Genomic DNA, 19,308 nt, shown 5'->3' with positions numbered 1-19,308 from the left:
CAGGATGCGCAGCGCACCGGGTCCCGGCAAGCCAGCCGCCGCCACCGCGGCCGCCGCGAAACCTCTTGCGAAGCCCCCCGGCTTGCGTGAGGGTCGCCGGACGACCGCTCCCAGAAGGACCGACCTTTGGCCTATGCGCTGCAGCAGCTGATCAACGGCATCAGCCTGGGGATGATCTACGGGCTGATCGCGGTCGGCTATACGATGGTCTACGGCATCATCGGCATGATCAACTTCGCCCATGGCGACATCTTCATGGTCGGCGCCTTCATCGCGCTGATCGCCATCCTCAGCCTGATGTCGAGCGACCTGATGGGCGGCCCGGCCGCCATCCTGCTGGTGCTGGCGATCTCCATGGCCTTCACCGCGCTGTACGGCTGGACGGTGGAGCGCATCGCCTACCGGCCGCTGCGCGGCAGCTTCCGCCTGGCGCCGTTGATCTCCGCCATTGGCATGTCCATCGTGCTGCAGAACTTCGTGCAGGTCAGCCAGGGCGCCCGTGTGAAGCCGCTGGAGCCGCAGCTGCGCGGCGGGGTGGAGCTGATGCGGGACGGCGATTTCGTCGTCCAGCTGTCCTACATGCAGATCCTGATCATCGCCTCGACCCTCGCGGTCCTCGCCGTCTTCACCTGGCTGGTGACGCGAACTGCGCTGGGCCGGGCGATGCGTGCCTGCGAGCAGGACCGCAAGATGGCCTCCCTGCTCGGCATCAACACCGATCGTACCATCAGCCTGGCCTTCGTCATCGGCGCGGCGCTGGCCGCGGTGGCCGGCACGCTCTACCTGCTGCGCTATGGGATCGCCGATTTCTTCATGGGCTTCATCGTTGGCGTGAAGGCCTTCACCGCGGCGGTGCTGGGGGGCATCGGCAGCCTGCCCGGCGCGGTGCTGGGCGGCCTGCTGATCGGCCTGATCGAGACCTTCTGGTCGGCCTATTTCTCAGTCCAGTACAAGGACGTGGCCGCCTTCGGGATCCTCGTCCTCACCTTGGTCTTTCTGCCCACCGGCCTGCTGGGACGGCAGGAGATCGAGAAGGTATGACCACGCCGGCGATGGCCCCGGCCGCCGGGCGGCTGCGCCTTGCGATGTTCGATGCGCTGAAGGCGACGGGCATTGCCTTCGGCCTGTTCGTCGTGATGGTGGGCCTGCGGACGGATATCAGCCCCTCTGGCGCGCTGCTGCTGCGCACGCGATGGACAGATGTCGCCGCGCTTTGCGCCGCCGTCTTCATCCTCCGCCTCGCGATGGGGTTGGGCCTGCGGCCACGGCAGGCGGGGGCAGCAACGACTCGATGGAACGCCACCCTTTCGCGCGCCGGGTTGCTCTTCGGCCCGGCCCTGCTCGCCTTGGCGCTGATCCTGCCCTTCATTCCCGGCATCGGCCGCTATGAGTTGGATCTCGGCATCCTGGTGCTGACCTATGTGATGCTCGGATGGGGGCTGAACATCGTGGTCGGCCTCGCCGGGCTGCTGGACCTTGGCTATGTCGCCTTCTACGCGGTCGGCGCCTATTCCTACGCGCTGCTGGCGCAGTATTTCGGGCTGTCCTTCTGGATCTGCCTGCCGCTGGCAGGCATCCTGGCCGCCTTCTGGGGGGTGCTGCTCGGCTTTCCCGTGCTGCGCCTGCGCGGCGACTACCTGGCCATCGTCACGCTGGCCTTCGGCGAGATCATCCGCATCGTCCTGCTGAACTGGGTCAGCCTGACCGGTGGCCCCAACGGCATCTCGGGCATCCCGCGTCCCACCTTCTTCGGCCTGCCCTTCAGCATGAGCGGTGGCCCCGGCAGCTTCGCCGGCTTCTTCGGGCTGGAGCCGAACCCCTCGCACCGCGTCATCTTCCTGTACTACCTGATCCTTGCGCTGGCGCTGCTGACCAACTGGGTCGCCATGCGGATCCGCCGCCAGCCGATTGGCCGGGCGTGGGAGGCGCTGCGGGAGGATGAGGTCGCCTGCCGTGCCCTCGGCATCAACATCACCAATACCAAGCTGACGGCCTTCGCGCTCGGCGCCATGTTCGCGGGATTCGCCGGCGCCTTCTTCGCCACTCGCCAGGCCTTCATCAGCCCCGAGAGCTTCACCTTCATCGAAAGCGCCATCATTCTGGCCATCGTGGTGCTGGGCGGCCTCGGCAGCCAGATCGGCATCGCGGTGGCGGCCATCGTCATGATCGGCGGCTTCGAGCTGTTCCGCGACCTCGACGAGTACCGGATGCTGGTCTTCGGAGGCGCCATGGTGCTCATCATGGTGCTTCGGCCGCGCGGCCTGGTCGGGTCCCGCGCACCAAGCGTGCTGCTCGGCACGCGACGCGGATGAGCGCCTCCCTGTCGAACCCTGCCACGGCATCGGGCACCGCGATCCTGGAGGTCGAGGCGCTGAGCATGCGCTTCGGCGGGCTTCTGGCCGTCGATGGCGTGAATTTTCAGGTGCAGCGCGGCAGCATCACCGCACTGATCGGCCCGAACGGCGCCGGCAAGACCACCGTCTTCAACTGCATCACCGGCTTCTACCGGCCGACCGCCGGACAGATCCGCCTGCGCCGCGCCGATGGCAGTGTCGCCGCGCTGCAGACGCTGAAGGATCACCGCATCGCCCGTGCCGGCGTCGCCCGCACCTTCCAGAACATCCGCCTTTTCGCGGGCATGACGGTGCTGGAGAACCTGCTGATCGCCCAGCATATCAAGCTCCAGAAGGCGACCGGCTTCGGCATCGGCGCCATGCTCGGCCTTTCCGGCTACCGGGCGGCGGAGGAGGAGGCGATCGACCGTGCCGCGGAATGGCTGCGCGCCATCGGCCTGCTGGACCGCGCCGACGATGTGGCGGGCGGCCTGCCCTATGGCGCGCAGCGGCGGCTGGAGATCGCGCGCGCCATGTGCACCAGGCCCGACCTGCTCTGCCTGGACGAGCCCGCCGCCGGGCTGAACCCGCGTGAATCGGACGACCTGGCCAAGCTTCTCCTCAGCATCCGCGACGGCACCGCGACGGCCGCCCCCCCCACCTCGGTGCTGCTGATCGAGCATGACATGGGCATCGTCATGCGCATCTCCGATCATGTCGTGGTGCTGGACCACGGCAAGAAGATCGCGGAAGGACCGCCCGAGCAGGTGCGGAACGACCGTCACGTCATCGCCGCCTACCTCGGGGAGGATGAGGAAGGCTGATGGCCGGACCGCTGCTGGAAATCGACAACCTCTCTGCCGGCTACGGCGCGGTGCAGGCGCTGAAGGGCGTGTCCCTGCATGTGGAGAAGGGCGAGATCGTGACGTTGATCGGCGCCAATGGCGCCGGCAAGTCCACCCTGCTGATGAGCATCTGCGGCGACCCGCGCGCCCGCGCGGGCCGCATCCTGCTGGATGGCGAGGAGATCACCGCGAAGCCGACGCATGAGATCATGCGGAGCGGCGTTGCGCAGTCGCCGGAGGGCCGGCGCATCTTCCCGCGCATGTCGGTGCTGGAGAACCTGATCATGGGCGCGCAGGCGGCGGGCCAGGATCCGGATGCCGAACTGCCGGGCGTCTTCACCCTGTTCCCCAGGTTGCGCGAGAGGCAGGCCCAGCGTGGGGGCACGCTCTCGGGCGGCGAGCAGCAGATGCTGGCGATCGGCCGGGCGCTGATGTCACGGCCGCGCCTGCTGCTGCTGGACGAGCCCTCGCTCGGCCTGGCGCCATTGATCTCCCGCCAGATCTTCGCGGCGATCCGCGAATTGAACCGGCGGGAGGGGCTGACGGTGCTGCTGGTGGAGCAGAATGCGAACCAGGCGCTGCGCCTGGCCCATCGCGGCTACGTGCTCGTCACCGGCCGCATCACCATGAGCGGCAGCGGCGCGGAGCTGTTGGCCCGGCCTGAAATCCGCGACGCCTATCTCGGCGGCGGCCATTGAGCCTCAATCGGGCCAGCCCGCCAGGGCGCGGGCCTCGGCGGGACTGACGCCTCGGGCGCGCAGCTCGCGCAACGTCTCGGCCCGATCGCGCTTCGCCAGCCGCCGCCCGGCGGCATCGGTCAGCAGCGGGTGATGGGCATAGGCGGGCTCCGGCCAGCCCATGAGGGCCTGCAGCAGCCGGTGCAGGTCGGTCGCCGGCAGCAGGTCCTCGCCCCGCGTCACCAGCGTCACGCCGTCCCGCGCATCGTCATGCGTGACGCAGAGATGGTAGCTGGCCGGCACCTCCTTCCGCGCCAGGACCACGTCGCCAAAGCGGGCCGGGTCGCAGGCCAGGCGGCCGCGTCCCAACTCGGCGAAGGACAGGCCCGGCCCCGCCAAGGCCAGCGCCCGCGGCATGTCCAGCCGCAGCGCATGCGCATCACCCCGCACCAGCCGCCCCTGGCGCTCATCCTCCGACAGCCGCCGGCAAAGCCCGGGATAGAGCGGCCCATCCGGGCCATGCGGGGCGGAGGCGCTGCCGGCGATCTCGCGCGCGATGTCGCGCCGGGTGCAGAAGCAGGGGAACAGCAGGCCGCGGCCGCCGAGCGTCGCCAGGGTCGCGGCATAATCCGCCATGTGCCGGGACTGCACCCGCACCGGCCCGTCCCAATCCAGGCCCAGCCAGGCGAGGTCCTCCTGGATCGCCTCGGAAAAATCCGGGCGGCAGCGGGTGCTGTCGATATCCTCCAGCCGCAGCAGGAAGCGCCCCTGCCCTTCCCGCGCCCGCCGCCAGCCGGCCAGCGCCGAATGGGCGTGGCCGAGATGCAGGTAACCCGTGGGGCTCGGCGCGAAGCGGGTGACGAGGGGCCGGGGCGCGGTCATCCTGCCCCGGCGTAGCCGAGACAGCGGAAGGGGAGCAAGCGATGGCGGAGGGATTGGAGGGGCCGCATTGGGGCCCCGCATCGGGCGGCCGGCCGCGCCATCTGGTGCTGTTGCTGCACGGCCTGGGCGCCGATGGCTTCGACCTGATCGACCTGGCCCCCGGCTGGGGCAAGGCGGTGCCGGATGCGCTGTTCATCGCGCCGCATGGGCCGGAGCCCTGCGACCTCGCCCCCTATGGGCGGCAATGGTTCAGCCTGCAGGACCGCCGCCCGGCCCTGATGCGGGCGGGGGTGGAGGCTGCGGCGGAATCGCTCACCCCCGCGGTCGCGGCGAAGCTGCGGGAGCTGGGCCTGACCCGGCGCGACCTGGCGCTGGCCGGCTTCAGCCAGGGCGCCATGACTGCGCTGCAATTCGGCCTGCATGCGCCGGATGGCTGCGCCGCCGTCATCGCCTATTCCGGCGCCCTCCTCTCGCCTCCCGCCCTGGCCCGGCCCGGCGCGGCACCGGTCCTGCTGGTGCATGGCGCGGCGGATGACGTGGTGCCGGAAGCGGGCAGCCGGCAGGCGGAGGCCAGCCTGCGCCAGGCCGGCTTTTCGGTGGAGGCGGTCTACCGGCCGGGCTTGGGACATGCGATCGACGAGGTCGGCATCAGCCTCGGCGCGCTGGCGCTGCAGCGCGCGCTCTGCGGCGGGGCATGACGGCTGGATGAAAGCCGCGGAACAGGCGGTTGCGCCGCCAGGGCCGCCCTGGCATGAAGACAGCGTCAACGCGGCGCTGCCACAGAATATGGGGCTTGCCTAACGTTCGTAGCCCCAGTGCTGGGAGGCGTCGCCATTCATAGGAGTGGCGCTTGCCTGACGGCGGACACTTCCAGCTGGGCCAGTCGTTTCCCGCGCTCGTCCTGAACGCGGATTTTCGGCCGCTGTCCTACTTTCCCCTTTCGGTCTGGGCCTGGCAGGATGCGGTGAAGGCCGTCTTCCTCGACCGTGTCTCCGTCCTTTCGGAATATGAGACGCTGGTGCATTCGCCCCGCGTGACCATGCGGCTGCCCAGCGTCATCGCGCTGAAGGACTATATCCCGGCCGCGCGCCGGCCCGCCTTCACGCGATTCAACGTCTTCCTGCGCGACAGCTTCGAGTGCCAGTACTGCGGCCAGGGCAAGCCGACGCCGGAGCTGACCTTCGACCACGTCATCCCGCGCAGCCGCGGCGGCCGGACGACCTGGGACAATGTCATCACCGCCTGCGGCCCCTGCAACCTGCGCAAGGCCAACAAGCTGCCGCGGGAGTGCCGGATGTTCCCGCGCCAGGTGCCGCGCCAGCCCACCAGCTGGGAGCTGCAGGAAAATGGCAGGTCCTTCCCGCCCAATTACCTGCATGAAAGCTGGCGCGACTACCTCTACTGGGACAGCGAGCTGGAAAGCTGAGCCTTCAGACCCGCTCGCTGACCTTGATCGCCACCTTGCAGCCCATCTTGATGGTGGCGCTCAGCAGCCGGTAGGCGGGCGTCAGCTCAGCCTCATGGGCCAGGCCGATGTCGCGGTGCTCCAGCTCCTCCGCCCGGAAGCGCTCGATATCCGCGCGCAGCGCCGCCTCGTCCTCGCCCAGGGTTTCGGCCTGGGCACGGTAGTGCTCGTCGATCGCCTCCTCCACCGCCACTGTGCAGGCCATGGCGGCGCGGTGGCCCAGCATCGCGGTGCCGGCCCCCAGCACGAAGCCCGCCACATGCCAAAGTGGCAGCAGCGCGGTGGGGCGCACGCGGCGCTGCCCGATCAGCCGGGCGAAGGTGTCGAGATGCACCTGCTCCTGCGCCTTCATATGCTCCAGGATCGGTCCGTATTTCGTCCGCCCGAGCACGGCCAACTGCCCCTCATAGATGCGCCTGGCGCCGTATTCCCCGGCGTGGTCGACACGGATGGTGCGGGCCACATAGTCGCGCGGCGTTGTGTCTCCCGGCAGGCGTTCCTCCGCGGTCCGGCGTCCTGGCATCAGCTCCTCCCTGCTCCGTCGCGGCCGGCGCGGCGCAGGATCCACGCCGACAGCAGCAGCGCATAGATCAGGTTCATTCCCGCGATCGAAAGGGGCAGGCCGGGAATGAGATAGGCGGGCTCGTCGCAGGGCTTGCTGGGCAGCGGCGTCATGTTGCGCAGCAGGTCGTCCACGCTGGTCGCGCTGCCGACCCCGGGGGCGAGGCAGGCGGGCAGCGGCGAGGGCCACCAGCCCTGCTCGACACCCACATGCAGCGCCGCGATGGCGCCGGAGACCGCGACCAACAGGGCCGCCCCGCGCAACAGCCAGACCCGCTTGCCGGACGGCACCAGCCCCGCCAGCAGCGCCAGCGCGGCGGCCGCCCAATAGGGCCAGCGCTGCCAGAGACACAGCGCGCAGGGCGCCAGGCCCGGCCAGCGTTCGAAACCCATGGCGAGGAGCGGCGCGGCGGCGGCGAGGAACGCCGCCAGGAAGGAGGTTGGCATGCCGCCTTCATCCGCCAGCCCGTGCCGATCGGCAACTGGACCCGTGGGGAAGCCGGACCTACCGTGGCCGCATAGCAGGAGGGGAATCGCGATGCTGCGGATCTGGGGCCGGGCCAATTCGTCCAATGTCATGAAGGTGCTGTGGCTCTGCGAGGAGCTGGGCCTGCCCTTCGAGCGGATCGACGCCGGCGGCGCCTTCGGGAAGACGAAGGAGCCGGCCTATCTCGCCCTGAACCCCAATGCCTTGGTGCCGACCATCGAGGAGCCCGACGGCTTCGCGCTGTGGGAAAGCAATGCCATCCTGCGCTACCTGGCGCGGTCCAAGGCGCCCGGCCATCCGATCTATCCGGCGGATCTGCGCCTGGCGGCCGATTGCGACCGCTGGATGGACTGGCAGCTCGGCACGCTCAACCGCCCGATGACAACCGTGTTCTTCACCTATGTCCGCATCCCGGAGGCGGAGCGCGACTGGCCGGCGACTCACAAGGCGCGGGCGGAGGCGGAGCAGCTCTGGGCCATGGTCGACCGGCACCTGGCGGGCCGCCCCTTCCTCACCGGCCAGGACTTGACCCTGGCCGATATCGCGCTCGGCATCTATGTGCATCGCTGGTTCGCCATGCCGATCGAGCGGGCCGAGATGCCGGCGCTGCGCGGCTGGTACGAGCGCCTTCTCACCCGTCCCGGCTGCGCCAAATACGCCTCCGGCCCGCTGACCTGACCCTTCAGCGGCTGGCGCCGGGCGTCCAGAGGACATCCCCGGTGCCATTGCCGTTCAGCCGGCGGGACAGCACGAAAAGGTGGTCCGACAGGCGGTTGAGGTAGCGGACCACGGCCGGGTTCACCGCCTCCTCCGCCGCCAGCGCCACCGTATCGCGCTCCGCCCGACGGATGATGGTGCGGGCGAGATGGGCATGGGCGGCGCCCGGGCTTCCACCCGGCAGCACGAAGCTGCGCAGCGGCGGGACCAGGGCATTCATCTCGGCGAGTTCCGCCTCCAGCCGCAGGCATTGCTGATCGCTGACCCGCAGGCGATCCTGGCTTGTCCCGGGCACGCAGAGATCCGCGCCCAGGTCGAAGAGGTCATTCTGGATGCGCCCGAGCATGGCATCCGCCAGCGCATCGCCCGCCAGGTGCAGGCGCAGCAGGCCAAGCGCCGCATTGGCCTCGTCGATGGTCCCATAGGCCGCGACTCGCAGCGCATCCTTGCGTACCCGCGTGCCGTCACCGAGGGAGGTTTCCCCCGCATCGCCGCCCCGGGTGGTGATCACATCCAGCCTTACCATCTTCGGTCTCCTTCAAGCTGGAAGGTGATGCCGATGGAGGTGGTCGAAAAGACCGGTACCCCGTCGCGCTGCGCCGGTTCGAAACGCCAGGCCCGCACCGCGCGGATCGCAGCCTCATCCAGCGTGGGAAATCCCGTCGAATTCAGCACCTGGACGTCGGCGACGCGGCCGATGGCATCGATCTCGACGCGCAGGGTGACGCGCCCCCGCTCATTCCGGATCCGGCTGGCATAGGGGTATTCGGGCGGAGGATTGGCCGCGCCGCCCAGCTGCCGGGCAGGAACCACGGCGCCCAGCGCCTCGCCGCCAGCCTGTTCGCGCGGCGGCCCCGGGGTGGTGGCCGCGCCCGGTGGAGAGGTACCGGCGCGGGGTGCGGCGGCGGTCCGCAGGGATGGAGCCAAGGGGGGTGGGGGCGGAGGCGGCAAGGGCAGCGCCACCTCCTGCCCTGGCAGGTCGGCGGCCGGTGGCACCGGGGCCTGGGGCTGCAGCGCCGGTGCCTGCTGCACCGATTCGGCAGGCTGGGCCGGGGCCACGGGTGGTGCGATGGCAGGCGCCGGCGGCTCGGCGGGCGGAGCCGGCCCGCTGGCCTCATCGGAATCGCCCGCCCAGGGCGACTGCTCGGCCCAGACCAGCGCGACCTGCTGCGCCGCCTCCTCAGGCGGCGCCCGGCCCTGCAGGATGACCAGCGCCAGCAGGCCGGCCGCATGCACCAGCAGCGAGAGGCCCAGGGCGGTGGATCGCCGGCCTTGCCCGCCGCGGCGGGCCCGTGGCCGCGTCACAGCACCAGCACGCCCCGGTGCTTGGCCTTGCCCTCCGGCTCGACATGGATGGTGATGACGGCGCCATCCAACTCCGCCTTCAGGGCGGCCTCGATCCGGTCGCAGATGCCATGCGCCTGCGTCACCGTCATCTCGCCCGGCACCACCAGGTGGAATTCGACAAAGGTGAAGCGGCCCGAGCGGCGGGTGCGCAGGTCATGCGCCTCGATGGCGCCCTCGGCATGGGCGGCGACCAGGCTGCGGATCTGGCCGAGCTCCTCGGCCGGCGCCGCCTCGTCCATCAGCCCGCCAAAGGAGTCGCGCATCAACTGCCAGCCGGAAAACAGGATGTTCAGCGCCGTCAGCGCCGCCAGCAGCGGGTCGATCCAGAGGATGCCGGTCAGCGCCACCAGCGCGACGCCGACGAAAACCCCGACCGAGGTGATGACATCAGACAGCAGGTGCCGCGCATCGGCCAGCAGGGCGGGCGAGCGCGAGGTACGCCCCCGGCGGAACAGCACCGCCGACCAGGCGCCGTTGATGCCCGTGGCAATGGCCGAGACCACCAGACCCGTCGTCGCCGCCTCCAGCGCGCGCGGCTGCAGCCAGGCCTGCCAGGCCTCGTTCAGGATCAGCAGCGCCGCGACGCAGATCAACACGCCTTCCAGCACGGCGGAGAAATACTCGGCCTTGGCATGGCCATAGGGGTGCTGGGCATCCGGCGGCTTGGCGGAGACGCGGATGGCAGCCAGGGCCACCAGCGCGGCCGCCACGTTCACCACACTTTCCAGCGCATCGGCGAAAAGCGCGACGCTGCCCGTGAGCCACCAGGCCCCCGCCTTCAGGCCAAGCACGAGGAGCGCGACCAGGACGCTCGCCGCGGCGAAGTGCTCCACCCGCTTCATGCCGCGTCCCTGCGGCAAGGCGGCAGCGGGCGGTGGCATGGGCAAGATGCAGGCACCGGGCCGTTCTCCTTCGGACCGGCTGCTTGATGCCCCGGACCGCGCCGCCAGCGCAACCTTGCGCGGCGGCGCGCTGGATCAGACCGAGAAATACTTGGCGCGCGGGTGGTGCAGCACGATCGCGCTGGTGGATTGCTCGGGGTGCAACTGCCACTCGTCCGAGATGGACACGCCGATCCGCTCCGCATCCAGAAGCTTCAGCAGCGGCTCCTGGTCCTCCAGCCTAGGGCAGGCGGGATAGCCGAAGGAATAGCGGCCGCCGCGGTAGGATTGCTGCAGCATCTTGTCCATGTCGCGGTCGTCTTCGGCCGCAAAGCCGAGCTCGGCGCGGATGCGCTTGTGCACATATTCCGCCATCGCCTCCGCCATCTCCACGGACAGGCCGTGCAGATAGAGGTAGTCCTGGTAGCGGTTGTCCTCGAACCATTCCCGCGCAATATCGGAGGCCTTCTGGCCCACCGTCACGACCTGCAGGCCGATGACGTCGCGGCCCTCCGGCCCCTCCTCGATATCCCGGACGAAGTCGGCGATGCATTCGCCATCCGGCTTCGGCTGGCGCGGCAGGTTGAAGCGGCAGACTTCCGTCACGCCATCCTCGGCGAAGAGCACCAGGTCGTTGCCCTGGCCGGCGCATTTCCAATAACCGTAGATCGCCTGCGGCTTGAGGATCTTCTGGTCCTCCGCCAAGGCGAGCATCCGCTTCAGCACAGGACGCAGTTCCTGCTTCGCCCAGCCCAGGAAATCCTCAAGCGAGCGTCCGGCCTTCCGGAAACCCCACTGGAATTGGTACAGGCTGCGCTCGTTGATGAAGGGGATGATCGCCTTGGGCGGCGCCTCCACTACCCGCGCGCCCCAGAAGGGCGGCACCGGCACGGCGCTTTCGGCCGCCACGCGGCGGCGACGTTCCTGCGCATAGGCGACGTCGACAGGGGCGAAGCCGCGCGGATCGGCCTGGCCGAGGGTGCGCTTCTCGTTCTTCGCCTTGCCGACGCGCTTGGCCTGCAGGGCGGAAAGATAATCCTCGAAGCCGTTGCCCATCACCTTGTCCATCAGGTGCAGGCCATCGAAGGCATCCCGCGCATAGGCCACGCGCCCGCAGGCATAGGCCTTCACGCAGTCATCCTCGACATAGTTGCGGGTCAGCGCGGCGCCGCCGAGCATCACGGGAATGTCGATGCCCTGGCGGCTCATCTCCTCCAGGTTCTCGCGCATCACCACGGTGGATTTCACCAGCAGGCCGGACATGCCGATGGCATGCGCCTTGTGCTCCTTGGCCGCCGCGACGATGTCCATCAGCGGCACCTTGATGCCGAGATTCACCACCTTGTAGCCGTTGTTGGTCAGGATGATATCGACCAGGTTCTTGCCGATGTCGTGCACATCGCCCTTCACCGTGCCGAGCACGATGGTGCCCTTCTCCTGGCCCTCCACCTTCTCCATGAAGGGTTCGAGATAGGCAACGGCGGCCTTCATCGTCTCCGCGCTCTGCAGCACGAAGGGCAGCTGCATCTTGCCGGCACCGAAAAGCTCGCCCACCACCTTCATGCCGTCCAGCAGCACGTCGTTGATGATGGACAGCGGCGTATTGCCCTGGTCGAGCGCGACCTGCAGTTCCTCGCCGAGGCCCTTGCGGTCGCCGTCGATGATGCGGTCCTTGAGGCGTCCCTCCACCGTCTCGGCCCGCACCTTCTTGACATTGTCCGCCGCCTTCCGGCCGGAGAAGATCTCCAGCACCTTCTGCAGCGGGTCGTAGCCTTCGCGACGGCGGTCGAAGATCAGATCCTCCACCACCTCCACCTCCTCCGGCGGAATCTGGTGCAGCGGCTTGATCTTGGAGACGTGGACGATGGCGCCCGTCATGCCGGCCTTCACGGCGTGGTCGAGGAACACGCTGTTGAGAACGTGCCGCGCCGCCGGGTTCAGGCCGAAGGAGATATTGGACAGGCCGAGGATGATCTGGATGTCCGGGAACTTCTCCCGGATCATGCGGATGCCCTCCAGCGTCCATAGGCCGAGCTTGCGGTCGTCCTCGTTGCCGGTGGCGATGGTGAAGGTCAGCGGGTCGATCAGCAGGTCGGATTGTGCCAGGCCGTACTTGTTGCAGGCGAAGTCCACCAGCCGCTCGGCGATGCGCAGCTTGTCCTCCGCCGTCTTCGCCATGCCGACCTCGTCGATGGTCAGCGCAATGACCGCGGCGCCGAACTTCTTCGCCAGCTTCAGGCGATCATGCGCCGCTTCCTCACCATCCTCGAAATTGATCGAGTTGATGATGGGCTTGCCGCCATGCAGCTTCAGCGCCGCCTCGATCACCGGGGTCTCGGTGGAGTCAATCACGAGCGGGCTGTTCACGCTGCTGGTGAAGCGGCGGATGACCTCGTTCATCTCCTCGATCTCGTTACGCCCGACGAAGGCGGTGCAGACATCGAGACTGTTGGAGCCCTCCGCTACCTGCTCGCGACCGATGGCGACGCAGCCGTCCCAGTCATGATTCGCCTGCCGTTCGCGCCAGGCCTTGGAGCCATTGGCGTTGCAACGCTCGCCGATCGAGAAGTAGCTGTTCTCCTGCCGCAGCGCCGTCGCGCCGTAGAGGCTGGCGACGGAGGGGACCCAGACCGGCTTCCGCAGCGTGGGCGCGGGGCGTTGGCGCGCACCGCCCAGCTTGCGCAGCAGCTGGTCCAGCGCTTGGATATGCGGCGTGGAGGTGCCGCAGCAGCCGCCGATCAGGTTCAGCCCATCCTCGAGGATGAAGCGCTCCATCCAGGATGCCAGCTCGCTCGGGCCCAGCGGATAGTGGGTCTTGCCGTCCACCAGTTCCGGCAGCCCGGCATTCGGCTGCACGCTGAGCAGGCCGGGCCAGTTCTGCGACAGCCAGCGCACATGCTCGGCCATCTCCTGCGGCCCGGTCGCGCAGTTCAGCCCGATGAGCGGCACGTCAAGCGAATGCACCACCGTAGTCGCGGCGGCAATGTCGGGCCCGACCAGCAGCGTGCCCGTGGTTTCCACCGTCACCTGCACGAAGATCGGGATATCCGACTTCGCCTGGGCGCGGGCGATCTTGGCCGCATTCACCGCGGCCTTGATGAACAGCGTGTCCTGGTTGGTTTCGGTCAGCAGCGCATCGGCCCCGCCGGCGATCAGGCCCTGGCATTGCAGCACCAACGCCGCTTCCAGCTCGTCATAGGTGATATTGCCCAGGCTCGGCAGCTTGGTGCCCGGTCCGATATCGCCGATCACCCAGCGGTGGCGGCCATCGGCGAAGCTCTCCGCCGCCTCACGCGCCAGCTCTACGCTGAGCTTGTTGATCTCGAAGGATTTCTCCCCCAGTTCGAACTCGCCGAGGGTGACGGGGCTGCCGCCGAAGCTGTTGGTCAGCACCATGTCCGACCCGGCTTCGTAGTAGCTGCGATGGATCTCGCGCACGATGTCGGGGCGAGAGAGGTTCAGCACCTCGGTGCAGTTCTCCTTGCCCCAGAAGTCCTTTTCGACATCCAGCGTCATGGACTGGATGCGCGCGCCGAAGCCGCCGTCGCACAGCAGCACCTGGTCCCTGAGGGCGTCGAGAAGATGCGGACGAGACATGCGGGGGAACCCCTTCAGCGAGTCGAAACGGAGAGGGAGGCCGGCTGGCGCTGCGCCACCCAGAGCCGGACGGCGAGTGGGCCGTCGATGCTGCGCGCACTGCGCAGGGCGCAGCCGGCTGCGCCCAGCCAGCCCGCAAGCTGCGCGTCGTCGAAGCCAGGCCAGCGATGCGCGTGCCGTCCGAGAAGATCGGCCCTGGCATGCGGCGCCAGGTCCACCACCAGCAGGCTTCCATCAGGCTTCAGAACGCGGGCCGCCTCGGCCAGGGCCGCGGCGGGATCCTCGGCATAGTGCAGCACCATCTGCAACGTCGCGGCATCGAAGGCGGAATCAGGCAGCGGCAGGCGGTACATATCGGCCTGGCGCACCGCGCAGTGATTCAGGCCGCGCTCGGAGAGGCGGGCGCGGGCCAGGGCCAGCATTTCGCGGCTGGCATCGACGCCGAGCGCGCTGGCGCAGCGGCCGGCCAGGACCTCCAGCAGCCGGCCGGTGCCGCTGCCGATATCCACCAGGCGGTCCAGCTGAGCGGGCAGCGCCTCCAGCAGCGCCGCCTCGATCGCGGCGGCGGGCAGTTCGAGCGCCCGCATCTCATCCCAATCGGCGCCATGGCGGCGGAAGGCGTCGGAGGCGACGCGGGCGCGCTCGGCCGCCAGGCGCGCCGCAGCGCGCCGGTCCGAGGCCAACAACGGGTCCTCCTCGGGCAGGCGGGCCAGGATCTGGCGGACCAGATCGGCATCGGAGGGCAGTTGGAAGAAGACGTTCGCGCCCTCCGGCATGCGTTCCAGCAGCCCCGCCTCGACCAGCAGCTTGAGATGCCGGGACAGCCGGGGTTGCGACTGGCCCAGAATGCTGCACAGGTCCGAAACACAAAATGAACCGCGCGCACAAAGCGACAGAAGGCGCAGCCGAGTGGGCTCGGCAGCGGCGCGGAGCTGGGCTAGGAGATCTTCCATGCGCTTGCAAATGACATAAAGATATCCTTATGTCTAGTCCATGACATGGACCCTCGATGCCCGCATCCCGCTGCGCCTGGTCACCTCCGCCCAGTTGGCGGCGCAGATGGCAGCCGCGCAGCAAGACAGCGGCAAGCCCGCGCTGCTGATCCCCGAGGCCTTGGCGGGCATGGCGACTCAGGGTCTGCCCCACGCAGCCTTCGCGCCCGAGGGGCCGCGCCATGCCGCGGCCTGCGCCTGCTGCGCCGGACGCCCACCTGTCTCCGCGGCCTTGGACCGGCTGTTCCAGGCGCGGGTGCGCGGCACCTGCCCCTGGTTCGACAGCGTGCTGGCCGTGGTGCCGGATGACGCATCCCGTACAGAGGTCGAGACGGCCCTGCAGCACGACCCACTGACCGCGGCCCGCTTCCGGCCAGCCTAGCGGTTCGGTCCTGGATTGCGGGAGGGGAACTTCAACTGCAGACCGCCTCGACCCGCCCCAAAGGCCCCAGCGAGGCCGTGACGGTCCCCTTCGGGTGCAGCGGCGGCGTCAGGCCTGCCACAACCAGCAGCCCGCCGGCCGGCAGGCCGCCAAGCCGCCGTGCAAAGGCCGCAGCCTCGGCGAAGGCGGTGGCCAGTTCCCAGGGCACGACCTTTCGCCGCGCCCCTGCGGGTCCGAGCCCGGCCTTGATGCTTCCAGGTACCAGGGCCTTGCCACGCCCGACGACGACCAGGCCGAGGCGCGCGAGATCCGCGGTCAGGGCCAGATCATCGGCCTCGGCCCCGAAACGCGTGGCGGAGACGTCGATGGCGGCATGCAGCGCCGCCAGGCGAGGCGGCTCCGCGGAATCGGGGTGCAGCGCCTCCGCCAGCACCCCGACCGCGGCGGCCGTAAGGACCGGCTGGCGCAGCGCCTCCAGGGCCACCGGGGCCCCATTCGGCAGCAGGCGGCCTTCGATCATCGGGCCAGCCAATGTGGCCCTCCCGAGCCGGTGCAGCAGGCGCACACCGCAGGGCGGAATCTCAAGCTGCTGCAGCACGGCCAGCGCCACCGCCTCAGCCTCCGCAAGATCGCGGGGCGCGACCTCCGGCGGAAGGGCGGCGAGCGGGTTGCCGGTTTCCACGGCCTCCACCAGCCAGCGGGTCGCCGCCTCCGGCGACCAGGCGGGCGCCGCCAAGCTCCCGGCCCTCAATTGAGCGGCGGGAGGCTGATTTCCTCCTGTTCCGTGAAGCCACCCGCGGGCGGCGCGTCGAGCATGCTGGGCGCGCCGGGCACGGGCGTCGCGCCGCCATAGAGGTTCTCCGGCAGCCAGGTCACCAAGGCGGGGAAGACATAGACCAGGCCCATGCAGAAGATGACGATGTAGATGAAGGGCATGCAGCCGCGGAAGATGTCCTCCAGCCGCACATGCGGCGGCGCCACGCCCTTCAGGTAGAAGGCCGCCATCGCGACGGGCGGGGACAGGAAGGAGGTCTGCAGGTTCAGCGCGATCATGATGCCGAAGAAGATCGGGCTCACGCCGAAGTCGTCGAGCAGCGGCAGGAAGATCGGCACGAAGATCACGATGATCTCCGTCCATTCCAGCGGCCAGCCCAGGATGAAGATGATGACCTGCGCCAGCAGCAGGAAGGTGAAGCTGTTCAGCGGCAGCGACTTGACGAATTCCTCCACGACCGACTGGCCGCCCAGATAACCGAAGACGGAGGAGAAGATGTAGCTGCCGACGAAGAGCCAGCAGACCATGGCGCTGGTGCGCGCCGTCAGGAACACGCTCTCCTTCAGCTTCTGCCAGGTAAAGGCGCGATAGACGATTGCGAGGATGATCGAGCCCAATGACCCCATCGCGGCCGCCTCAGAAGGGGTCGCGAGTCCGGCGATGATGGAGCCGAGCACCGAGGCGATCAGCAGCGCCAGCGGCAGAAAGGAGGTGAGCAGCGCCCAGATGATCTGCAGCGCCGGCACGTTGCGTTCCTCCGGCGGCAGACGCGGCGCCATCTCGGGCCGGATGATCCCGATGCCGATTGCATAGATGATGTAGAGCAGCGCCAGGGTGACCCCGGGGATGAAGGCCGCGGCATAGAGCTGCACGACGGACACGCCTGCGGTGGCGCCGTACAGGATCAGCATGATCGAGGGCGGGATCAGGATGCCGAGGCAGCCGCCCGCGCAGGTGACACCCGCCGCGAGCTTAGGATCGTAGCCGGCCCGCAGCATGGCTGGGAAGGCCAGCAGCCCCATCAGCGTGACCACCGCGCCAACGATGCCGGTCGCGGTGGCAAACAGCGCGCAGGTGGCGAGCGTCGCCACGGCGAGCGATCCAGGCAACCCGCCCGAGGCCAGCTGCAGCGAGCGGAACAGCCTGTCGAGGATATTCGCCCGCTCGATGATATAGCCCATGAAGACGAAGAGCGGGACGGAGATCAGCACGTCGTTGCTCATCACCGCATAGGTGCGCTGCACCAGCAGGTCGAAGACCCGATCCTGCATGCCGAGATAGCCGAAGAACAGCCCCATCGCCATCAGCGTGAAGGCGATGGGGAAGCCCAGCATGATGAAGAACAGGAACAGCAGGAGCTGGGTGAGCCCGAGGCCGGCGTCACTCATCTGGCGTCACTCATGTGGATGGGCCCCAGGGTCATTGAGCAGGGTCAGGAATGCGGGTGGCGCGGCGTGGGATCTTGCGAGGCGCCAACCTGCGAGGCAGCGCGCACCACGGCCGCCTCCCCGCCGCGCGCCATCTCGGCCGCCAGCGCCTCCGCCCCCTTGGCTTCTGCCGCGGCCAGGATCTGCTTCTCGAGTTCCTCGACGTCGGACAGCCGCTGCGGCCAGGCACCGGTGCGGATGCACTGCACGCAGCGCACCACTTCCACCACGCCCTGCAGCAGCAGCAGCAGGCCGACGATGGGGATGAGGAACTTGAACGGCCAGATGATCGGCCCGTTCGGGCTCATGCTGGACTGCTCGTTCTGCGCCCAGGACTGCACGGAGAAGTGCCAACCCGAGATCATGAAGGCGAAGATGGCAGGAAAGAAGAACAGCCCGTAGAGCACCAGGTCGAACTTCGCCTGCAGGGCCGGGCTGAAGTTGCGATACAGGAAGTCGCCCCGGACATGCCCGTTGCGCGACAGGGCATAGGCACCCGCCATCATGAACAGCGTACCGTAGAGCATATAGGAGGTATCGAAGGCCCAGGTCGTCGGCGCAGCGAAAAAGCGGCGCGCCGTCACGTCATAGACGATGACGGCGGTGAGGATGACGACGGTCCAGGCGAAGGTCTGGCCGACAAGGGTGGAAAGCCGGTCGATGCCAATGAGGACGCGCTGCATGAGATTGACCTTCTGGCAGGACGACCTCGCCGGCCCGCGATGCCAATGAACCCGCCCCGCGGTTGGCCGCACTGGCCATCCGCGGGGCGCGTCGGCACTCAGCCCTGGCGGGCGAAGAAGTGGTTGTAGGAGATCACCGGGCTGGCCTCGTAGCGCAGGAAGAAGCCACCGACCCGGCGGCACCACTCGCGCTGGCTGTCGCAGACCTTCTTGAAATAGGGGCCATTCGCCGGGCTGGAGTTATCGGCCTCCAGCCGCTGCACCACCGTGTCCCAGGCGCGCAGCTGCGCATCCAGCACCGGGCGCGGGGTCGGCCGGACATTCACGCCCGACTGCGCCAGCGCCACCAGATCCTTCGAATAGCGGTCCTGCAGCTTCCAGGACATATCGGCCGAGGCGGCTTCCGAGGCGTAGCGCAGCACCGCCTGCAACTCCGCCGGCAGGGCGTCATACTTGCCCTTGTTGAACAGGATCTCGAAGGATTCCGTCCTCTGGTGGAAGGACTGGATCATGTAATTCTTGGCCACGTCGGCGAAGCCAAGGACGCGGTCGGAGGAGGGATTGTTGAACTCCGCGCCGTCGATCACGCCGCGCTCCAGCGCCGGCACGATCTCGCCGCCCGGCAGCGCCACCACAGCCGCGCCCATCTCGTTGAACAGGTCGGTCGCGAGGCCCACCGTACGATAGCGCAGGCCGCGGATCTGCTCGACGCTGGTAACCGGGTTCTTGAACCAGCCGAGCGGCTGGGTCGGCATCGGGCCGCTCTGGAAGCCCACGACGTTCAGGCGCAGGATGTCGTTGACCAGCTCCTTGTACAGCGCCTCGCCGCCGCCGTGGTAGAACCAGCCCAGCAGCTGGTTGGCATCGCCAAACCAGGGCGGGGAGGTGCCGAAGAGGCTGAAGGCCTTGTTCTTGCCGAACCAATAGGCGGAGACGCCATGGCCGCCATCCAGCGTCCCGGCATGCACGGCATCCATCAGCTGGAAGGCACCGACCACGGCACCCGCCGCCAGCAGCTCGAGCCGCAGGCGCCCACCCGCCATGCTATTGGCGCGGGTGACGAAATCCTGGGCGAATTCATGGAAGATGTCGCGCTGCGGCCAGGTCGACTGGAAGCGCAGCACCGTCGTCTGCGCGCGGCTGACATTCGGCGTCGCCAGGACGGCGGCCCCCACGGCGCCAACTGCGGTCGCCTTCAGCAGGCCACGGCGACCGGCATTACGCGTGTCGTTCTCGTTCATCCCTACCTCCCGGACG

20 protein-coding genes are annotated in these 19,308 nt (G+C 68.8%); 8 read left to right on the top strand and 12 right to left on the bottom strand.

Annotated elements, in window-relative coordinates; all coding sequences use genetic code 11:
- Positions 1 to 126: 126 nt before the first annotated feature.
- From ACTIF1_RS22820 to ACTIF1_RS22805, 4 genes are read left to right on the top strand one after another with little or no spacing between them, the layout of a single operon-like run.
- Positions 127 to 1,041 carry a branched-chain amino acid ABC transporter permease gene (locus ACTIF1_RS22820; RefSeq protein WP_439598754.1) on the top strand — a complete coding sequence of 305 codons (915 nt, stop codon included), beginning with the start codon at positions 127 to 129 and terminating at the stop codon, positions 1,039 to 1,041.
- Positions 1,038 to 2,312: a high-affinity branched-chain amino acid ABC transporter permease LivM gene (gene livM, locus ACTIF1_RS22815; protein WP_439598753.1), complete on the top strand. Its 1,275-nt coding sequence runs from the start codon at positions 1,038 to 1,040 to the stop codon at positions 2,310 to 2,312. Before ACTIF1_RS22820 ends, livM begins: the two co-directional genes overlap by 4 nt.
- Entirely contained in the window at positions 2,309 to 3,157 is an 849-nt protein-coding gene (locus ACTIF1_RS22810; RefSeq protein ID WP_439598752.1) for an ABC transporter ATP-binding protein, read from the top strand. The genes livM and ACTIF1_RS22810 overlap by 4 nt, the downstream gene beginning before the upstream one ends.
- On the top strand, positions 3,157 to 3,876 hold the full coding sequence (locus ACTIF1_RS22805) for an ABC transporter ATP-binding protein (protein ID WP_439598751.1): 720 nt from the start codon (positions 3,157 to 3,159) through the stop codon (positions 3,874 to 3,876). The genes ACTIF1_RS22810 and ACTIF1_RS22805 overlap by 1 nt, the downstream gene beginning before the upstream one ends.
- 3 nt (positions 3,877 to 3,879) lie before the next feature.
- Here ACTIF1_RS22805 and gluQRS read toward each other — a convergent pair whose 3' ends face one another.
- Entirely contained in the window at positions 3,880 to 4,737 is an 858-nt protein-coding gene (gene gluQRS / locus ACTIF1_RS22800) for a tRNA glutamyl-Q(34) synthetase GluQRS (protein ID WP_439598750.1), read from the bottom strand.
- A 41-nt stretch (positions 4,738 to 4,778) separates the two neighbouring features.
- On the opposite strand from gluQRS, the gene ACTIF1_RS22795 reads away from it, so the two are divergent.
- Complete coding sequence (locus ACTIF1_RS22795; RefSeq protein ID WP_439598749.1) at positions 4,779 to 5,435, top strand: alpha/beta hydrolase; 657 nt, start codon at positions 4,779 to 4,781, stop codon at positions 5,433 to 5,435.
- 152 nt (positions 5,436 to 5,587) lie between these two features.
- Positions 5,588 to 6,163, top strand: a complete 576-nt coding sequence (locus ACTIF1_RS22790; protein WP_439598748.1) for an HNH endonuclease — start codon at positions 5,588 to 5,590, stop codon at positions 6,161 to 6,163.
- A 4-nt stretch (positions 6,164 to 6,167) separates the two neighbouring features.
- Here the strand turns inward: ACTIF1_RS22790 and ACTIF1_RS22785 are convergent, their stop codons facing one another.
- Complete coding sequence (locus ACTIF1_RS22785; protein WP_439598747.1) at positions 6,168 to 6,725, bottom strand: demethoxyubiquinone hydroxylase family protein; 558 nt, start codon at positions 6,723 to 6,725, stop codon at positions 6,168 to 6,170.
- Positions 6,725 to 7,210 carry a disulfide bond formation protein B gene (locus ACTIF1_RS22780; RefSeq protein WP_439598746.1) on the bottom strand — a complete coding sequence of 162 codons (486 nt, stop codon included), beginning with the start codon at positions 7,208 to 7,210 and terminating at the stop codon, positions 6,725 to 6,727. The genes ACTIF1_RS22785 and ACTIF1_RS22780 overlap by 1 nt, the downstream gene beginning before the upstream one ends.
- Positions 7,211 to 7,301: 91 nt before the next feature.
- Between ACTIF1_RS22780 and ACTIF1_RS22775 the strand changes: the two genes are divergently transcribed.
- Positions 7,302 to 7,928 carry a glutathione S-transferase family protein gene (locus ACTIF1_RS22775; RefSeq protein ID WP_439598745.1) on the top strand — a complete coding sequence of 209 codons (627 nt, stop codon included), beginning with the start codon at positions 7,302 to 7,304 and terminating at the stop codon, positions 7,926 to 7,928.
- Between the two features lie 4 nt (positions 7,929 to 7,932).
- Here ACTIF1_RS22775 and ACTIF1_RS22770 read toward each other — a convergent pair whose 3' ends face one another.
- The 5 genes from ACTIF1_RS22770 to ACTIF1_RS22750 form a co-directional block, all read right to left on the bottom strand.
- Complete coding sequence (locus tag ACTIF1_RS22770) at positions 7,933 to 8,493, bottom strand: cob(I)yrinic acid a,c-diamide adenosyltransferase (RefSeq protein WP_439598744.1); 561 nt, start codon at positions 8,491 to 8,493, stop codon at positions 7,933 to 7,935.
- Positions 8,487 to 9,272, bottom strand: coding sequence for an energy transducer TonB (locus ACTIF1_RS22765; protein WP_439598743.1), 786 nt, complete (start codon positions 9,270 to 9,272; stop codon positions 8,487 to 8,489). Before ACTIF1_RS22765 ends, ACTIF1_RS22770 begins: the two co-directional genes overlap by 7 nt.
- Complete coding sequence (locus tag ACTIF1_RS22760) at positions 9,269 to 10,195, bottom strand: cation diffusion facilitator family transporter (RefSeq protein ID WP_439598742.1); 927 nt, start codon at positions 10,193 to 10,195, stop codon at positions 9,269 to 9,271. Before ACTIF1_RS22760 ends, ACTIF1_RS22765 begins: the two co-directional genes overlap by 4 nt.
- A gap of 96 nt (positions 10,196 to 10,291) precedes the next feature.
- Positions 10,292 to 13,792 (bottom strand): methionine synthase, encoded by a 3,501-nt coding sequence (metH, locus tag ACTIF1_RS22755; RefSeq protein ID WP_439598741.1) that lies wholly within the window; start codon positions 13,790 to 13,792, stop codon positions 10,292 to 10,294.
- A gap of 14 nt (positions 13,793 to 13,806) precedes the next feature.
- Positions 13,807 to 14,745 carry an ArsR/SmtB family transcription factor gene (locus tag ACTIF1_RS22750; RefSeq protein WP_439598740.1) on the bottom strand — a complete coding sequence of 313 codons (939 nt, stop codon included), beginning with the start codon at positions 14,743 to 14,745 and terminating at the stop codon, positions 13,807 to 13,809.
- Positions 14,746 to 14,785: 40 nt separating this feature from the next.
- Here ACTIF1_RS22750 and ACTIF1_RS22745 point away from each other — a divergent pair, with 40 nt between their 5' ends.
- Positions 14,786 to 15,166, top strand: a complete 381-nt coding sequence (locus ACTIF1_RS22745; protein ID WP_439598739.1) for a hypothetical protein — start codon at positions 14,786 to 14,788, stop codon at positions 15,164 to 15,166.
- Positions 15,167 to 15,197: 31 nt separating this feature from the next.
- Here ACTIF1_RS22745 and ACTIF1_RS22740 read toward each other — a convergent pair whose 3' ends face one another.
- From ACTIF1_RS22740 to ACTIF1_RS22725, 4 genes are all read right to left on the bottom strand, one after another.
- Positions 15,198 to 15,902, bottom strand: coding sequence for a hypothetical protein (locus ACTIF1_RS22740; RefSeq protein WP_439598738.1), 705 nt, complete (start codon positions 15,900 to 15,902; stop codon positions 15,198 to 15,200).
- An 11-nt stretch (positions 15,903 to 15,913) separates the two neighbouring features.
- On the bottom strand, positions 15,914 to 17,329 hold the full coding sequence (locus ACTIF1_RS22735) for a TRAP transporter large permease (RefSeq protein WP_439598737.1): 1,416 nt from the start codon (positions 17,327 to 17,329) through the stop codon (positions 15,914 to 15,916).
- A 44-nt stretch (positions 17,330 to 17,373) separates the two neighbouring features.
- Positions 17,374 to 18,051, bottom strand: a complete 678-nt coding sequence (locus ACTIF1_RS22730; RefSeq protein ID WP_439598736.1) for a TRAP transporter small permease subunit — start codon at positions 18,049 to 18,051, stop codon at positions 17,374 to 17,376.
- A gap of 98 nt (positions 18,052 to 18,149) precedes the next feature.
- Positions 18,150 to 19,292 carry a TRAP transporter substrate-binding protein gene (locus ACTIF1_RS22725; protein WP_439598735.1) on the bottom strand — a complete coding sequence of 381 codons (1,143 nt, stop codon included), beginning with the start codon at positions 19,290 to 19,292 and terminating at the stop codon, positions 18,150 to 18,152.
- Positions 19,293 to 19,308 lie beyond the last annotated feature (16 nt).

Origin of the sequence: Falsiroseomonas sp. (assembly GCF_051860665.1) — a bacterium.
Lineage (GTDB): Bacteria > Pseudomonadota > Alphaproteobacteria > Acetobacterales > Acetobacteraceae > Falsiroseomonas.
This window is presented reverse-complemented; position numbering and strand designations above follow the sequence as displayed.

Coding starts and splice junctions, on each gene's coding strand:
- metH (WP_439598741.1), bottom strand. CDS start 13,792: ATGTCTCGTCCGCATCTTCTCGACGCCCTCAGGGACCAGGTGCTGCTG.
- ACTIF1_RS22795 (WP_439598749.1), top strand. CDS start 4,779: ATGGCGGAGGGATTGGAGGGGCCGCATTGGGGCCCCGCATCGGGCGGC.
- ACTIF1_RS22780 (WP_439598746.1), bottom strand. CDS start 7,210: ATGCCAACCTCCTTCCTGGCGGCGTTCCTCGCCGCCGCCGCGCCGCTC.
- ACTIF1_RS22775 (WP_439598745.1), top strand. CDS start 7,302: ATGCTGCGGATCTGGGGCCGGGCCAATTCGTCCAATGTCATGAAGGTG.
- ACTIF1_RS22745 (WP_439598739.1), top strand. CDS start 14,786: ATGACATGGACCCTCGATGCCCGCATCCCGCTGCGCCTGGTCACCTCC.
- ACTIF1_RS22810 (WP_439598752.1), top strand. CDS start 2,309: ATGAGCGCCTCCCTGTCGAACCCTGCCACGGCATCGGGCACCGCGATC.
- livM (WP_439598753.1), top strand. CDS start 1,038: ATGACCACGCCGGCGATGGCCCCGGCCGCCGGGCGGCTGCGCCTTGCG.
- ACTIF1_RS22735 (WP_439598737.1), bottom strand. CDS start 17,329: ATGAGTGACGCCGGCCTCGGGCTCACCCAGCTCCTGCTGTTCCTGTTC.
- ACTIF1_RS22750 (WP_439598740.1), bottom strand. CDS start 14,745: ATGGAAGATCTCCTAGCCCAGCTCCGCGCCGCTGCCGAGCCCACTCGG.
- ACTIF1_RS22730 (WP_439598736.1), bottom strand. CDS start 18,051: ATGCAGCGCGTCCTCATTGGCATCGACCGGCTTTCCACCCTTGTCGGC.
- gluQRS (WP_439598750.1), bottom strand. CDS start 4,737: ATGACCGCGCCCCGGCCCCTCGTCACCCGCTTCGCGCCGAGCCCCACG.
- ACTIF1_RS22725 (WP_439598735.1), bottom strand. CDS start 19,292: ATGAACGAGAACGACACGCGTAATGCCGGTCGCCGTGGCCTGCTGAAG.
- ACTIF1_RS22770 (WP_439598744.1), bottom strand. CDS start 8,493: ATGGTAAGGCTGGATGTGATCACCACCCGGGGCGGCGATGCGGGGGAA.
- ACTIF1_RS22805 (WP_439598751.1), top strand. CDS start 3,157: ATGGCCGGACCGCTGCTGGAAATCGACAACCTCTCTGCCGGCTACGGC.
- ACTIF1_RS22785 (WP_439598747.1), bottom strand. CDS start 6,725: ATGCCAGGACGCCGGACCGCGGAGGAACGCCTGCCGGGAGACACAACG.
- ACTIF1_RS22760 (WP_439598742.1), bottom strand. CDS start 10,195: ATGCCACCGCCCGCTGCCGCCTTGCCGCAGGGACGCGGCATGAAGCGG.